Annotated in this window: 14 protein-coding genes; 6 read left to right on the forward strand and 8 right to left on the reverse strand. The window is 64.7% G+C overall.

What is annotated here, in order from left to right:
* Positions 1-56: 56 nt before the first annotated feature.
* On the forward strand, positions 57-1454 hold the full coding sequence (locus E8M79_RS13345) for an SbmA/BacA-like family transporter (protein WP_137152372.1): 1398 nt from the start codon (positions 57-59) through the stop codon (positions 1452-1454).
* Positions 1455-1497: 43 nt separating this feature from the next.
* Here the strand turns inward: E8M79_RS13345 and E8M79_RS13350 are convergent, their stop codons facing one another.
* The 5 genes from E8M79_RS13350 to E8M79_RS13370 all read right to left on the reverse strand — a co-directional run bounded on the left by E8M79_RS13350 (position 1498) and on the right by E8M79_RS13370 (position 6446).
* Entirely contained in the window at positions 1498-2763 is a 1266-nt protein-coding gene (locus E8M79_RS13350) for an EAL domain-containing protein (protein ID WP_137152373.1), read from the reverse strand.
* 94 nt (positions 2764-2857) lie between these two features.
* Positions 2858-3475 carry a 30S ribosomal protein S4 gene (gene rpsD, locus E8M79_RS13355; RefSeq protein ID WP_137152374.1) on the reverse strand — a complete coding sequence of 206 codons (618 nt, stop codon included), beginning with the start codon at positions 3473-3475 and terminating at the stop codon, positions 2858-2860.
* A gap of 152 nt (positions 3476-3627) precedes the next feature.
* Positions 3628-4896, reverse strand: a complete 1269-nt coding sequence (locus tag E8M79_RS13360) for an MFS transporter (protein WP_137152375.1) — start codon at positions 4894-4896, stop codon at positions 3628-3630.
* Positions 4897-4994: 98 nt separating this feature from the next.
* Complete coding sequence (locus E8M79_RS13365) at positions 4995-5798, reverse strand: RNA methyltransferase (protein ID WP_137152376.1); 804 nt, start codon at positions 5796-5798, stop codon at positions 4995-4997.
* A gap of 66 nt (positions 5799-5864) precedes the next feature.
* Positions 5865-6446, reverse strand: a complete 582-nt coding sequence (locus tag E8M79_RS13370; protein WP_137152377.1) for a GNAT family protein — start codon at positions 6444-6446, stop codon at positions 5865-5867.
* Between the two features lie 98 nt (positions 6447-6544).
* On the opposite strand from E8M79_RS13370, the gene E8M79_RS13375 reads away from it, so the two are divergent.
* Positions 6545-6985: a GFA family protein gene (locus tag E8M79_RS13375; RefSeq protein WP_137152378.1), complete on the forward strand. Its 441-nt coding sequence runs from the start codon at positions 6545-6547 to the stop codon at positions 6983-6985.
* Positions 6982-7314 carry a TfoX/Sxy family protein gene (locus E8M79_RS13380; protein ID WP_248304989.1) on the forward strand — a complete coding sequence of 111 codons (333 nt, stop codon included), beginning with the start codon at positions 6982-6984 and terminating at the stop codon, positions 7312-7314. The genes E8M79_RS13375 and E8M79_RS13380 overlap by 4 nt, the downstream gene beginning before the upstream one ends.
* 36 nt (positions 7315-7350) lie before the next feature.
* Here the strand turns inward: E8M79_RS13380 and fabF are convergent, their stop codons facing one another.
* Positions 7351-8631 (reverse strand): beta-ketoacyl-ACP synthase II, encoded by a 1281-nt coding sequence (gene fabF, locus E8M79_RS13385; RefSeq protein ID WP_137152379.1) that lies wholly within the window; start codon positions 8629-8631, stop codon positions 7351-7353.
* A gap of 57 nt (positions 8632-8688) precedes the next feature.
* Complete coding sequence (locus tag E8M79_RS13390; RefSeq protein ID WP_171015852.1) at positions 8689-9063, reverse strand: MarR family transcriptional regulator; 375 nt, start codon at positions 9061-9063, stop codon at positions 8689-8691.
* A gap of 188 nt (positions 9064-9251) precedes the next feature.
* Between E8M79_RS13390 and E8M79_RS13395 the strand changes: the two genes are divergently transcribed.
* Entirely contained in the window at positions 9252-10469 is a 1218-nt protein-coding gene (locus tag E8M79_RS13395) for an NADP-dependent isocitrate dehydrogenase (RefSeq protein ID WP_137152381.1), read from the forward strand.
* Positions 10470-10742: 273 nt separating this feature from the next.
* Here E8M79_RS13395 and E8M79_RS13400 read toward each other — a convergent pair whose 3' ends face one another.
* Positions 10743-12419 (reverse strand): VWA domain-containing protein, encoded by a 1677-nt coding sequence (locus E8M79_RS13400; RefSeq protein ID WP_248304990.1) that lies wholly within the window; start codon positions 12417-12419, stop codon positions 10743-10745.
* Between the two features lie 479 nt (positions 12420-12898).
* Here E8M79_RS13400 and E8M79_RS13405 point away from each other — a divergent pair, with 479 nt between their 5' ends.
* Both E8M79_RS13405 and E8M79_RS13410 read left to right on the forward strand, forming a co-directional pair.
* A complete protein-coding gene (locus E8M79_RS13405; RefSeq protein WP_137152383.1) occupies positions 12899-13978 on the forward strand; it encodes an outer membrane protein transport protein in 1080 nt (359 codons plus the stop codon).
* 209 nt (positions 13979-14187) lie between these two features.
* Positions 14188-15120 (forward strand): DMT family transporter, encoded by a 933-nt coding sequence (locus tag E8M79_RS13410; protein ID WP_137152384.1) that lies wholly within the window; start codon positions 14188-14190, stop codon positions 15118-15120.
* Positions 15121-15152 lie beyond the last annotated feature (32 nt).

The following is a 15152-nucleotide window of genomic DNA, read 5'->3' on the forward strand; positions in this document are numbered from 1 at the left end:
TAGTCCAAATACGACAGCTAGATGAAGCTCTTCCCTCGGCACCCAGGAGTCGCGTGGTGTTTCGTTCCTTTTTCCCTATTCCCAAGATTTTCTTCGGCTCGGCAGTCCTCTGGATGCTGCTGACCACGCTGCTGTATCAATTCGCCGGCGACCCCGTCCGCGCGGTGATCAGCATTGATCGCTTCCTGGCCCCCGCCATCTGCGCCCCCGCCGATGTGCCCGCCGATCAGGCCACGGTGGCCGATGATGCGCTGCCCACGCCCGCCGCCGGCGCCGCCACAACCAACCCCAATGCCCCGGCCAGCACCGAGAGCGCAGCGCCTGCCGCTGCGGCCGCCACCACCGTCGCCAATTGCGTCGCCGAGGACACCAGCTTCCTCAATGGCGGCCGCATCTGGGAATATTGGTACATTTTCCTGTCCACCGTGCTGTTCTGCGTCTTCTGGTATTTCTACAAGCGCAACGAATGGTACTGGTGGTCCGTCGTCGGCAGTGCCGCGCTCTATCTCGCCACCTATAGCCAGGTGCAGCTCAGCGCCTTCATCAACGACTGGCAGGGCAATTTCTTCGACGTTCTCCAGCGCGCGCTCGGCGAGCCCGGTTCGGTTTCGCCGGCCGAATTCTACCCCTATGTTATCACCCTATTCGCCGTGCTGCTGCCCAACATCATCTTCCTGGTGCTGCTGGCGTTCTTCAATTCCCACTATGTCTTCCGCTGGCGCAAGGCGATGACGTCCTACTACATGCAGTCCTGGCAGGCCGTCCGCACCACCGAAGGCGCTGCCCAGCGTGTGCAGGAAGACACCATGCGCTTCGCCTCGATCGTGGAAGATCTGGGCACCAGTTTCCTCGATTCCCTGCTGACCCTGGTGGTGTTCCTGCCCATCCTGTGGGGCCTGTCCACCCACATCACCGAACTGCCGTTCTTCGGCGCCATCCCGGGCAGTCTGGTCTGGATCGCCCTGGTCGTTGCCGCCTTCGGCACCGCCCTGCTCTGGATTGTCGGCATCCGCCTGCCCGGCCTCAATTTCGAGAACCAGAAGGTTGAAGCCGCATTGCGCAAGGAACTGGTCTATGGCGAGGATGATCCCGACCGCGCCACGCCGGCCAGCTTCCGCGAGCTCTTCGCCAATGTGCAGAAGAACTACTACCGGCTCTACTTCCACTACACCTACTTCAACCTGGCCCGGTACGCCTACCTCCAGGTGGCCGGCTACGTGCCCCTGTTGACGCTGTCGCCCTCGATCCTGGCCGGCACGATCACCCTGGGCATCTACCAGCAGGTGCAGCAGGCCTTTGGCCAGGTGGCGAGCTCCTTCCAGTTCTTCGCGCGCGCCTGGACCACCATCGTCGAGCTGCAGTCGATCTACCTGCGCCTGCACCGCTTCGAGGCCTTCATTCCGCGCGATCAGCAACCGATCAAGGAATCGGTCAGCGCTGCCGCCACGCTCTAGGCGCGCACCAAACGCTCAAGGGCCGCCCATTGGGCGGCCCTTGTCATGTCCGCTTGAGATAATCCAGCAGCGCCGGCATCGGCATCGGGCGCCCGGTCAGATAGCCCTGCACCTCGGCAATCCCCACATGGCGCAGCGTCTCCAGTTCCGCCGTAGTCTCCACGCCCTCGGCCACCACCACCGTATTGGTCCGCCGGGCAAATTCGCCCAGCGCCGCCGCCATGGCCTCACGCACTGGGTCCTTGTCGATATCCCGGGTCAGGCTGACGTCGAGCTTGACGATGTCGGGCTGCAGCGTCAGCACATGCCGCATGCTGGAATAGCCCGCGCCGGCGTCATCGATGGCCAGCTTCATCCCCACCTCGCGCAGCGGCCGAATGGCCTTGAGCAACGGCGTATAGTCGGCCACCGGCTCGTGCTCGGTCAACTCCACCGTCACGCGCCGGGGATCAAAGCCATGCAGCGCCAGCAGCAGGTTCTCCCCCAGCAGCGTCTGCGGCGACACATTGATATTGAGCGCTATATCCGCTGGTAGCGCGCGACAGGAGGCGATGGCGCGGCGGATGGCCAGCAGTTCCAGCGTGACGCCCATGCCCACCGCCGCCGCATCGGCAAACCAGCGGTCCGGCGGTTGCACCGGCTGATGGGCAAAGCGCGCCAGCGCCTCCACCGCCACCACCTTCTGATCCTCCAGCCGGATCACCGGCTGGAACACCATAGCGGGGTCCCCGCTCCACAGCGCCGCATGCACCCGCTCGATTCGGCTGCGCTGCGTCTCGTCGCGCTGCACCTCCTGGATCAGCTCCAGTGCGATCATGCGGCCAAACGTGTGCATCAGCTCCAGCTCGGGCGGCCCCAGCTCCGGCATGGCGCGGTGGCTGAAGCAGCAGAACGTGCCAAAGACCCGCCCATGGTCCACCTGGATCGGCACGCTCAAATGCGCCCCGATCGGCAGCGCCAGCGTTTCGGGAATGCTCAGCGCCAGCGGCACCATGGATGTATCGGCGATCAGCTGCGGCAGGCGCCCGGCCGTCACATGCTGGCAGTACCCCGACCCAATAGGGATCACCTGGCCGGTGGCGATGCCATCCAGCGGATGGCTAAGGTCGACGCCGCGGAAGATGCGGCTCGAGCCAAGGAACTCGGTGATGAATGCCACGTCCATCCGCAGATGCGAGCGGATCGAGGTCAACACACGATCCATGCTCTCGGTGACCCGAGGCGACAAGACGATGGGCAGACTATCGGCCTGAACGGCACTGGCAGGCAGCATGATGCCCCCGGTTTCGGCAATATTCTTGCTCTTCAATAGCAAAATACTAGACGAACAGCGGCGCTACGCAATGGCGAAATAAAAAAGGCCGCCCAGAGGGCGGCCTTTCGCAATAGTCTGGCGCTGGAGATTAGCGCGAATAGAATTCCACGACCAGGTTCGGTTCCATCTGGACCGGGTACGGCACGTCCGACAGGCCCGGGACGCGGGCGAAGACGGCGGTCATCTTGTTGTGGTCGACTTCCACATAGTCCGGCACATCGCGCTCGGCCAGCTGGGTGGCTTCGATCAGCACGGTGAGCTGCTTGGAGCGCTCGCGCACTTCGATCTTGTCGCCAACCTTGACCTGGTAGGACGGGATGTTTACGCGCTTGCCATTGACCAGGATATGGCCGTGGCTGACGAACTGGCGGGCAGCGAACACGGTCGCCACGAACTTTGCGCGGTACACCACGGCGTCCAGGCGGCTCTCGAGCAGGCCGATCAGGTTCTCGCCGGTGTCGCCCTTGACGCGGGCAGCTTCGGTGTAGAGGCGCTTGAACGCCTTCTCAGTGACCGAACCGTAGTAGCCCTTGAGCTTCTGCTTGGCGCGCAGCTGCAGACCGTAGTCGCTCAGCTTGCCCTTGCGGCGCTGGCCATGCTGGCCGGGGCCATAGGCACGGGCGTTGAGCGGGGACTTCGGACGGCCCCAGATGTTTTCGCCAAGACGGCGATCGATCTTGTACTTGACTGAATGACGCTTCGACATCGCGTATCCTTCTAACAGGTGAATGGATCGCGCCCTCCTCTGCCATCCCGAGGGATGACCGACAGACCCCAAAAATTCAGGAGATCCCGGGTGCGCCTATGGGCCATTGGCCCCAATAGGTGGCCGCGTGATAGGCAATTGCGACGGTTTCGTCAAGCGGCCTCGGGATCGCTGCTGCCATCGGCCACCATCTTCTTGTCCAAGCTGCGCTGATTGCGCAGGCCGGGGAAGATGATGCTCCAGATCACGGCCACCGCAATGGCCCCGATTCCACCCACCGCCACGGCCGCCACCGGGCCGATGAAATGGGCCACCGTTCCGGCGCGGAACTCGCCCAATTCGTTGGAGGCGCCGATGAACACCGAGTTCACCGCATTGACGCGCCCGCGCACTTCCTCGGGGGTCCACAGCTGCATGATGGTCTCGCGGATGGTGACGCTGACCATATCGGCCGCCCCCACCAGCGCCAACGCCGGAATGGAGATCCACACCGTGGTGGAGAGCCCGAAGATGAAGGTGAAAAAGCCGAATAGCCCGACAAACAGGAACAACAGCTTGCCCGCATGGTCGCGCACCGGGAATCGCGTCAGCACAAGCGCCATCACGATGGCGCCAATGCCCGGCGCCGCGCGCAACAGACCCAGCTCCTGCGGGCCGGCATGCAATATGTCCTTGGTATAGACCGGCAGCAGCGCCACCGCCCCGCCCATCAGCACGGCGAACATGTCCAGCGAAATGGCGCCCAGCACCACCTTGTTGGAGAAAATATAGCGGAAGCCGCCAAACATGGTTTCAAGGCTGGTCGCCTGCCCCGCGCTCTTCTGCGCCGGCTTGGGAATCAGCAGCACGCTGATCATGCCGATCAGCAGCAGCACGGCGCCGGTGCCAAAGGCCACCGTGGGCGCGATGCCATAGAGCAGCCCGCCAGCCGCCGGCCCCATGATCGAGGCAAACTGCCAGGCCGAGGCATTGACGGTGATGGCATTGCTCAGCGCTTCAGGCGGCACCAGATTGGGCGCCAGCGACTGCGCTGCCGGGCCCCAGAAGGCCCGAGCGGTGCCCAGCACGATCAGAATGCCGAAGATCGGCCAGACCTCATGCGCTTCGGCATTGACGAACACCAGAAAGCCCAGCGCACAGGCCATTTCGACGGTGAGGCAAATCGCCATGATGGCTCGGCGGTTGAAGCGGTCTGCCGCCAGCCCGGTCACCAGGATCAGCACCAGCGCCGGCAGGAACAGGCATAGGCCCACCAGCCCGAGCAGAAACACATTGCCGGTGACGTCATAGATCTGCCAGGCGATCGACACCGACATGATCTGCACCGCAAAGCTGACCAATAGCGTGGTCAGCCAGAAAAATCGGAAGCCAATATAGGAAAAGGCAATACGGGACGGGTCGGCGGGGGTGTGCGTGCTCATGGCGGGGAATGTGCACGGCGCTCGTCCGCCGTCAAAGGCGAAATGCAGTCAAAGCGTTCAGAAATGCCGCTTTCTTGCGACCCGTCCGGGCTGCGCCGCTACTCGTCCTTGGGCGCCGGCTTCTGCCGATTGGGATTGGGCCGCTCATGGCGCCGGTCGATCGAGGAAATCACCCCGCGCAGCGTGCGGATTTCCTGGCTGGAGAAATGCCCGCGCGTCAACGCCGTGCGCAGATTGTCCACCATGCCCGGACGCTTTTCGGCCGAGGTGAAGAAGCCGGACTGGTCCAGCACCCCTTCGAGATGCTCGAACAGCCCGACCAACTCGCTGCGCGGCGCCACATCCTGCAGGCTCGGTGCAATGGGCAGCACCTCGGCCTGACCCGATTGGCGCCGCCACTCATAGGCCAGGATCAGCACGGCCTGGGCGATATTGAGCGAGGCAAAAGCCGGCTCCACCGGCAGCGTGACGATCATGTCGGCCAGCGCCACCTCTTCATTGAGCAGGCCCCATTTCTCCCGCCCGAACAGCAGCCCGGCCTTCTGCCCGCCCCCGATATGGGCCACCATGCGCTTGGCCGCCTCATCGGGGCCGATCACATCCTTCTGGATGCCGCGCGCCCGCGCCGTGGTGGCATAGACCAGCGTCAGATCGGCAATGGCCGCTTCCAGCGTCTCAAACACCGTGACCCGGTTGATCACATGGTCGGCGCGCGAGGCGGTCGCCACCGCCTTTTCATTGGGCCAGCCATCACGCGGACGCACCAGGCGCAGGTCCCACAGCCCGAAATTGGCCATGGCCCGCGCCGCCGTGCCGATATTCTCGCCCAGCTGCGGTTCACACAGGATCACCACCGGGGTCGGCTTGAAGTCGATTTGGATCGATGAATCTGTTCCGGCCATGGCGCCTGCTCTCTTGGTTGGGCGCACATACCGTGTTTTGCGTCGCCCTGGCAAATGCCGGTCGCGCTACTCCGCCGCGCCCTGCAGCCGCATGGCCTTCCATTCCGGCCACAGCATGGCATAGACGAATTCCTCGTCCCAGCCGCCCTTGAACGCCGCATGCTCGCGGAAATGCGCTTCCCGCCGCATGCCCAGCCGCTCCATCAGCCGCCAGCTCGGCGCATTGGCCGTGTGGCAGCGCGCCGACACCCGGTGCATGTCACAGGGCCCGAAGGCCAGATCGAGCATGGCATTGGCCGCCTCGGTGGCAAGGCCCTGCCGCTGGTGCGCCGGATCAAAGATCCAGCCCAGTTCGCCCTGCCGCGCCTCCACATTGCGCCAGATCAGCGACATCTCCCCAATCAGGCTATTGCTGTCCGCCAGCTCCACCGCCAGCACGATCTTGTCGCCCTCGGCCTCCAGCGCCACCTGGCCGGTGCGCTGCTGCACGGCCATGGCGCATTCGTCCCGGCTCAGCGGCCCGTCGAACAGATAGCGCGCCACGGCCTCAAGCCGGCGATAGGCAAACACCGCGTCGACATCACCCCGTGTGAAGGGGCGCAACCGCAGTCGCTGCGTCAAAACTGGATAGTCTGGATAACGCGCCATCCCGTCCCCCTCCGGACCGGGCACTCTTGCCACACTCGCGGGCAAACGCAAGCCACCTGCCCTTGCCGCGCTCCAGCGCCCGTGGCAGCCTGTGCGCCATGAGTTCCGACGCCCGCCCGCACATTGACATTGCCGCCCGCTGCGCCTGCGGCGCCATAGGCCTTGCCGTTTCTGGCCAGGTGGTCTCCATGCTGCTGTGCGCGTGCCTGGATTGCCAGCGCGCCACCGGCAGCGGCCATTCCACCGTGGCCCTCGTCCCCAACGCTGCACTCACCGTCACCGGCACGCCGAAATCTGTATCCAGAACAGCCGATTCCGGGGCGACCTTCACGCGCCACTTCTGCGGCGTTTGCGGCACGCCGCTCTATGGGCAATCGAGCCGCGCCCCCGATCTGCGCATGCTGGCCGTCGGCTTTTTCGCGGGCCAGACCGATTGGTTCGCCCCACGCCAGCTCATCTTCGCCCGCAGCCAGCAGGCCTGGGATCTGGTGGGCGACCATATCGCCCGGCACCAACGCTATCGGGACTCGACACCATGAGCCTGGCCTCTGACGAACTCAGCGAGCGCATTCGCGCCCAGTTGGCCCATCTGGTGCTGCGCGAACAGAAGATGTTCGGCGCCGTCGCCTTCATGCTCGATGGCAATATGCTGGTCGCCCCGATGAAGGATGGCGCCCTGCTGGTGCGCACCGGCAAGGATGCCCAGGCCGAAGCCCTCGCCCGCCCCGGCGCCGGCGTCATGAGCATGACCGGCCGCACCATGTCGGGCTATGTGCAGGTTTCGGGCGACGCACTGGAAGACGACGAGGCCCTGGCAGGCTGGCTCGATCTGGCCCTGGGCTTTGTGCGCACCCTGCCGCCGAAATAGCCGACCCCGCAGCGCGGGATCGGCAAAGGGTCGGGTTCAGATGCGGCCGAACACCAGCGCGGCATTGACGCCGCCGAAGCCGAACGAGTTCGACAGCGCATAATCGACCTGCGCCTTCTGCGCCACATTGGGCACCAGGTTGAACTTGTCGGCGACCTCTTCGGGGTCATTGAGGTTGATCGTGGGCGGCAGCACGCCTTCGCGCAGCGCCTGCACCGTCACCACGGCCTCGAACGCACCGGCGGCGCCCAGCATGTGCCCGGTCGCCGATTTGGTCGAGGACACGGCCAGATCCTTGCCGCGGCCCTCAAACACCGCTGAAATGCCGGCGATCTCGGCCGCATCGCCCACCGCAGTCGAGGTGGCATGCGCATTGACATAGCCGATCTGCGACGGGTCGACGCCAGCCATGGTGAGCGCATTGCGCATCGCCACCTGCGCCCCGGCGCCATCGGGCGAACCCGAAGTCAGGTGATAGGCATCAGCGGAGGTGCCATAGCCCGCCAGGATTGCCAGCGGCGTTGCGCCGCGCGCCTTGGCATGGCTGAGCTTTTCGATCACCAGCACGGCAGCGCCTTCGGCCAGCACGAAGCCATCATGACCCTTGTCGAAGGGGCGCGAAGCCTCCTGCGGCCGGTCGTTGAACGTTGTCGCCAGCGCACGGGAAGCGGCAAAGCCACCCACCGAAATGGGGTCCACCGAGCCTTCGGCACCACCGACCACGGCCACTTCGGCCTCGCCGGTCATGATCAGGCGCATGCCATCGCCAATGGCCTGGGCCGAGGCGGCGCAGGCGGTCACCGGCGTGCCAATCGGCCCGCGGAATCCGTGCAGGATCGAGAGCCAGCCGGCGGCCAGATTGGCCAGGAACGACGGCACGGTGAACGGCGACAGCCGCCGCGCGCCCTTGGTGTTGATGGTTTCCACCGCCCGCGCCATCACCGGCGAGCCGCCCACCCCCGAGCCGATGATTGTGGCCGTAGCCGCCTGATCTTCCGGCGAGGTGGGGTGCCAATTGGCCTGGTTCAGCGCTTCGGTGGCCGCGCCAATGGCATATTGGATGAATAGATCCATCTTCTTGACGTCCTTGCCATCGATGAAATCGATGGGATCGAACCCCTGCGGATCATTGGCCTTGGCCGGCACCAGCCCGGCAATGCTGGCGCCAAAGCCGGTGGTGTCGAAACGGTCGTTCTGCACGATGCCGCTGCGGCCGGCCGTCAGCCGCTCCCACATGGTGGGCACGCCCACGCCCAGCGGGCAGACAACGCCCATGCCGGTAACAACGATCGGATCGGACGGGTCTGGCTTGAGCATGTTCTGTCTCCTGAAGAAAAGGCGTTTTGACGTGGCGCGTCCCGGCCACCGGGACAATTAGAGGCGCGCCACCTGCCGCAGCGCGGCGATGACGGTGGAAAAACCGGGGGCTTCGAGCGCCGCCCGCAAGGCCGCCTGGTTCTGCTCCCAGGCAGGTCGCACGATATCGACCGTCTCGGCGCCCTGCGGCGTCAACCGGGCAATGCGGCTATTGCCGCGCTCACCATCGGCCCAGGCCACCAGGCCCCGCCGCTCGAGCAGCGCCAGATTGCGCGACAATGTTGAGCGATCCATGGCAATGGCCGCCGCCATCTGCGTCACCGAGCGACCCGGATGCTTGAGCAGCGAGCCCAGGATGCTGAACTGCGCCGCCGTGATGCCGAAGCTGCGCAGCTTGCGATCGGCCAAACGCGTCACGGCCCGCGAGGCCATGCGTGCGTTCAGCACCAGACATTGGTCGAAATCATCCTGCATGCGGGCACAGGTAGTCGTGCATATGCACGGTGTCAACTGGCATGCCCCCTTGCCCATGCCGCCTTTGCACCCCTCCAAAGCCAGTGCTATACGGGCTGCGAACAAGGCCGACAGGCCCACATGTGGATTTCAGGGAGATGTTTCCGATGAGCAAAATCAAAGTCGCCAACCCCGTGGTCGATCTCGACGGCGATGAGATGACCCGGATCATCTGGCAGGCGATCAAGGACAAGCTCATCCACCCCTACCTCGATCTGCCGATCGAATATTATGACCTGAGCGTGGAAAGCCGCGACGCCACCAGCGACCAGATCACCGTCGACGCCGCCCATGCCATCCAGAAGCATGGCGTTGGCATCAAATGCGCCACCATCACCCCCGATGAGCAGCGCGTCGAGGAATTCAAGCTCAAGAAGATGTGGAAGTCGCCCAACGGCACCATCCGCAACATCCTGGGCGGCGTAATCTTCCGCGAGCCCATCATCTGCAAGAACGTGCCGCGCCTGGTGCCCGGCTGGACCCAGCCCATCATCGTGGGCCGCCATGCCTTTGGCGATCAGTACCGCGCCACCGATTTCCGCTTCCCCGGCAAGGGCACGCTGACCATCAAGTTCACCGGCGAAGATGGCAAGGTCATCGAGCACGAGGTCTATCAGGCCCCCGGCGCCGGCGTGGCGATGGCCATGTACAACCTCGACGATTCGATCCGCGATTTCGCCTATTCCAGCTTCAACTATGCGCTGGCCCGCGGCGTCCCCTGCTATCTCTCCACCAAGAACACCATCCTCAAGGCCTATGACGGGCGCTTCAAGGATATCTTCCAGGAGATCTACGAGGCCGAGTTCAAGGAGCAGTTCGAAGCCAAGAAGATCTGGTACGAACACCGCCTGATCGACGACATGGTCGCCTCCGCCCTCAAGTGGAGCGGCGGCTATGTCTGGGCCTGCAAGAACTACGACGGCGACGTGCAGTCCGACATCGTGGCCCAGGGCTTTGGCTCGCTGGGCCTGATGACCTCGGTTCTGGCCACGCCCGATGGCAAGATCGTGGAAGCCGAAGCCGCCCATGGCACCGTGACCCGTCACTACCGCCAGCACCAGCAGGGCAAGGAAACCTCGACCAATTCCACCGCCTCCATCTTCGCCTGGACCCGTGGCCTCGCCCACCGCGCCAAGCTCGATGACAACGAGGCGCTGGCCAAGTTCGCGCTGACCCTGGAAAAGGTCACCGTCGACACCATCGAAGAAGGCAAGATGACCAAGGACCTGTCCCTGCTCGTCGGCCCCGATCAGCCCTGGCTCTCGACCATCGGCTTCCTCGACGCCATCGACCAGAACCTGCAGAAGGCCATGTCGGCCGCCTGATCGGCCCCCCTTGCTTCAGACCACACCAAAACGGCGCCCCTGGGCGCCGTTTTTCTTTGGGGGATGGTGCCGGCGCGCGACAATCTCAGTCGACACCCTCCCCCGAAAGGGGAGGAATCAAGGGCGGGGGTGATTGCCCCCGATATCGGGGCTTTAGCACCCCCTCCCGGCCTCCCCCATCAAGGGGGAGGTGCCGTCAGGTGGTTGGGGCGGGATTGAGGACGAACGCGATCGCCCTCCCGCTTGAGGCGGAGGTTGGTCGAAGACGCCCCCCTACTTCGTCTTGCCCGCCTTGGGCGTCACGGTCAGTTCGAAGCGTTCGCCGGCCGTGATGGTCACCGGCGTTTCGCTTTGGGCGTCATCCTTGCGGGTCAGCACCACATAGTCGCCCGCCGGCAGCGTGGTCTCGAACGCCGGGCCATAGCCATAGCCGAACGATTGCCGATTGCCCTCAATGGTCTTGGCGGCGCCGAAAGCCTCGACATACTCATCCGCCGGCGTAGCCACCGCCAGAATGCCGGCGCCCAGCACCACCGGCACCTCTGTCAGCTCCGCCGTCTTGACCGAGAACGGCACCTCGCCCGCCGCGCCGCCGAGCCGATAGGCCACCACATAGTCGCCCGGCGGCAGCTCAAAGCTCTGCTCGCCGCCATAGCCATAGACCACCGATGTGCGGCTGCCATCGATGGCCTTCTTGGCCTCCAGGATCTCAAAGAAGATATCGGCCTCCACGGCCATGCCGGCCACATAGGCGGCGCTGAGCTTGGCTGTGCCGACGCCGATCACCACATCCTCGTCCACCGTCTCGCCGGCCTTGAGGTCATAGCTGCGCGTCACCTTGGCCGTGCCGATGGTAAAGTCGATCTCGGTCGGTCCGGCCGGCAGCACCATGTCGATGGGGCCATATTCGGTGGTCAGGTATTCGCCATTGCTGCGGATTTCCACCGTCGCCTGGTCGTCCACAGCCGCGCCCTCGCTGGGCAGGGGCCGCAGCTTGACGATGGTGCCATTGACCACGAAATGCGGGGTGGCCACCTTGCCGGCCTCGATGGTCACCGTCTGCTCGACACTGGCGCGCTCGACCGACCCCTTCATGATATAGTCGCCCGGCTCCAGATTGCCCTTGAAGTCGGCGTAATAGTCGGTGTCCAGCTGCTCGCCGGGCGTGCCATCGGCCTTGGGGGTGAACCACTCCCAGACGACGTCATAGTCGTCATTGGTGATATCCGGGCTGCCTTCGGCCAGCGCGATGGTCGGCACCAGATTGAACTCAGCCACCGGCTCAGGCTTGGGCTCCGGTTCGGGGACCGGTGCGGTCTCGGCCTGGGTCACCTGCGCCACCGTGGTGCTCAGCGCATCGACCAGAGCGTCGCCGTCCTGTGCCGACAGATATTGCCCGCCGGTGTTCTCGGCCAGGCACGCCACCTGCTGCCCCTCTTCGTCAGACAGCCCGAAGCCCAGCACATGGGTGGTGAAGTCGACGCCGCGATTTTCAAGGTCTGCGGCCAGCGCGCAGGGATCGACATCACAGGTCTCCAGCCCATCGGTGATCAGGATCACCGTGGCCTTGTCCTCGGTGAACTGCAGCGTCTCGGCCGCGCGACGCACCGCTTCGGAGATCGGCGTCTTGCCCTTGGGATTGATCGCCTCGGCCGCTGCCACAATGGCCGGTCCGGTGCCCGGCCCGGGCTCGACCAGCATTTCGATATCGTCGCAATTGCCCTTCTCGCGGTGGCCATAGCTCATCAGGCCCAGCTCGAGATCATCGGGCAGATCGGTGAGCACCGAGGCCAGCGTCTCGCGCGCAATGGTGATGCGCGCCTTGCCGTCGATCTGCGCCCACATCGAGCCCGACCCGTCCAGCACGATGATCGCCCGATCCGCCGCGACCACTGGCAGGGCCAGGCCGAGGGCGGCCACCATGCCCAGAGCCAGACTGCGCCAACCCAATCCCAAGTTCCAGCCCGCCATGCGCCGTCCTCCCCGATGCAGGGCTGCAATAATGGCAGCTCCCTTTGCTGACGCAATGGAAATCACGGCACTGGTGACACCAGTATGAACCCAGGTCCGATCAATTCCCGATAAAGTTGATCTGCAATTGCCCGCAAATCTAGAGCGGCAGTATTGCCGTAGCTCGCCCTGTCCTGGGCGCCCCCGCCATCCTCGTCCCGTCAGACGCCAACGCCCCAGTGCGGCCCAATCCGTCCAAAGCGCCGCATTTTCTTCCACCGCGACAACCATGTTGACGGCAGCGCCGAAATCACTCACTAGTTGACGTAATGGTCAACCGTATGGCCGGAGAGAGGAAAGACTGACGTATAGGTCAGCACCTTTGCCGTAACGGGGCCGCGACAGCCAACGCGCTGTCAGAGAATGATTTTTTGTGATTGGAGGGTCACTTGCGCACATCTATTCGACTGATCGGGGCCATGGCTGGTCTCGCCCTGAGCCTGCCGCTGGCCGGCACCGCTCTCGCCGGCGGGCTCGACGCCAATGGCTATGACTGGGATCTGCTGTTCGATCCGGCCACCTATGCCAGCAAGGCCACCGCCACCTACGTCTATGTCAACAAGGACGTGACCAACCCGGGCGTCACGCCCGGCGTGATCGCCACCACGCCCTCGCGCGTCCACTACAATGTCGGCGTCAAGGCCGACATCTTCGACATGGCCAGCTGCCTGATTTCCGTACAGAACCCCTTCGGTTCGGACACGGCGCGCACCAATGCCTATGCCGCCATGACCAAGCAGGCGGTCAGCGAATCCATCCGCTCCACCGACACCGGCCTCACCTGTGCCGTCGGCCTGCCCGCCGGCCCTGGCGTCGTCAGCCTGATCGGCGGCATCTCCGCACAGAACCTCGACTATCAGGCGGCCATCCCCACGGGCCTGGCCACCAACACCCCGCTCTCGCTCAATGGCTGGGGCCTGGGCTGGCGCGCCGGCGCCGCCTATGAAATCCCCGAATATGCCCTGCGCGTCAGCGCCATCTACAATGCGCCGATCAACTACACGCTGAACGGCACCGCCTATGGTGGCGCGGCCTCCTCGGCGGTCACCGCGCCGCAATCGATCGAAGTGCGCGGCCAGACCGGCATCGCACCCGGCTGGCTGGCCCTGGGCTCGGTCAAATGGACCAATTGGTCGGTGCTGCAGAAGCTGACCGTCACCACCATCGGCGCCCCCGTGGTTTCCACCTTCAACTATCGCGACAGCTGGACCATTTCGGGCGGTATCGGCCATGCCCTGACCGACCAGCTGAGCCTGGTGGCCATGGCCACCTGGGATCAGGGCACCTCGACCCCTGGCGCCGGTGGCGTGCTCACCGCCGGCACCCAGACCGATCGTTTTGGCCTGTCGCTGGGCGGCATCTACAATGCCTCCTCCAATGTGCAGATCACCGGCGGCATTTCGGCCAGCACCCTGGCCTCGGGCTCCAATGCCCTGGGCGAGCGCTGGAACACCGGCTATGTCCTGGCCGTCAGCGGCGGCATCAAGGGCTCGTTCTAGCCCCACGCCGACCACTGCACCCCATCGGGCCGCCGGGCACTCGCCCCGCGGCCCTTTTTCATGCCCCTGCGCCCCATCGTGCTGCCACGGCGCGAAAAAATCCGGACGCGCCACGGGTATAACGCCGCAGCCCGCACATTGCCCATCGACGGCGCCGCAGCCGCCCTCTAGTGTCCGGCCAGTCTCACCCCAGCAATCGTGGATGTGCCATGCCGGTCGGCGTGTTTTATGCTGTTGTCGCCTATTCGGTCTATTCCTGCGGCGATGCGGTCATCAAGGGCTTCGGTCAGAGCCTGTCGGTGTTCGAGATCGGCTTTTTCATCGCCATTTTCTCGCTCATTCCCGCGCTCTTCGTGAAGCCCAAGGGCGAGCTCTGGCGCGACAGCTTCCGCCTCACCCATCCGGCCCTCGTACACCTGCGCTCCTTCACCGGCGTCGCCTCCTCGGCCCTGGTGACCTATGCCTTTGTCACCATCCCCTTTGCCGAGACCTATTCGCTGGTCTTCATGATGCCGCTGTTCATCACCATCATGTCGGTGCTGGTGCTGCGCGAAAAGGTCGATCCCCTGCGCTGGGCCATGCTGGCCCTGGGCTTTGTCGGCGTCATGCTGGTGGTGCGCCCCGGTTTCCGGGAGCTGCAGCTCGGCCATCTCGCCGCGCTCGCCTGCGCCTTTTTCGGCGCCGCCACCACCACCATCCTGCGCGTCATTGCCCCGCAGGAAAAGCGCGTGAGCCTGATCGCCCTGCCCGCGCTCTATATCGTGGTGGTCAATGCCGCCCTGATGCTGCCCAGCTTCATCATGCCCACGCCCACCCAGTTCGCCCTCCTGGCCATTGGCGGCAGCTTCGTCGGCATCGGCCATCTGCTGCTGATCGCCGCCACCCGCAATGCCGCCGCCAGCCAGGTGGCGCCCATCCAATATATCCAGATCGTCTGGGCCATCGGCCTGGGCGCCTTCTTCTATTTCGAGTATCCGGACGTGCTGGCCTATGTCGGCATTGCCGTTGTCGTGGCCTCGGGCCTGGTCAATGTGCTCATCGACGGCGCCCGCGCCCGTATCGCCGGCCGCTTTGCCGAATACCGCGCCCGCCGCAGCGGTTCGCCGACCAATATCTCCGAAGTGCAGGGCCCCGAGATTTAGCCCCGCCACCGCCCGCAGGGACATCGACGCCA

Origin of the sequence: Devosia sp. FKR38 (genome assembly GCF_005222805.1) — a bacterium.
GTDB lineage: Bacteria > Pseudomonadota > Alphaproteobacteria > Rhizobiales > Devosiaceae > Devosia.

Coding starts and splice junctions, on each gene's coding strand:
- E8M79_RS13360 (WP_137152375.1), bottom strand. CDS start 4,896: ATGAGCACGCACACCCCCGCCGACCCGTCCCGTATTGCCTTTTCCTAT.
- E8M79_RS13395 (WP_137152381.1), top strand. CDS start 9,252: ATGAGCAAAATCAAAGTCGCCAACCCCGTGGTCGATCTCGACGGCGAT.
- E8M79_RS13370 (WP_137152377.1), bottom strand. CDS start 6,446: ATGGCGCGTTATCCAGACTATCCAGTTTTGACGCAGCGACTGCGGTTG.
- rpsD (WP_137152374.1), bottom strand. CDS start 3,475: ATGTCGAAGCGTCATTCAGTCAAGTACAAGATCGATCGCCGTCTTGGC.
- E8M79_RS13375 (WP_137152378.1), top strand. CDS start 6,545: ATGAGTTCCGACGCCCGCCCGCACATTGACATTGCCGCCCGCTGCGCC.
- E8M79_RS13365 (WP_137152376.1), bottom strand. CDS start 5,798: ATGGCCGGAACAGATTCATCGATCCAAATCGACTTCAAGCCGACCCCG.
- E8M79_RS13405 (WP_137152383.1), top strand. CDS start 12,899: ATGGCTGGTCTCGCCCTGAGCCTGCCGCTGGCCGGCACCGCTCTCGCC.
- E8M79_RS13380 (WP_248304989.1), top strand. CDS start 6,982: ATGAGCCTGGCCTCTGACGAACTCAGCGAGCGCATTCGCGCCCAGTTG.
- E8M79_RS13390 (WP_171015852.1), bottom strand. CDS start 9,063: ATGGCCTCGCGGGCCGTGACGCGTTTGGCCGATCGCAAGCTGCGCAGC.
- E8M79_RS13410 (WP_137152384.1), top strand. CDS start 14,188: ATGCCGGTCGGCGTGTTTTATGCTGTTGTCGCCTATTCGGTCTATTCC.
- fabF (WP_137152379.1), bottom strand. CDS start 8,631: ATGCTCAAGCCAGACCCGTCCGATCCGATCGTTGTTACCGGCATGGGC.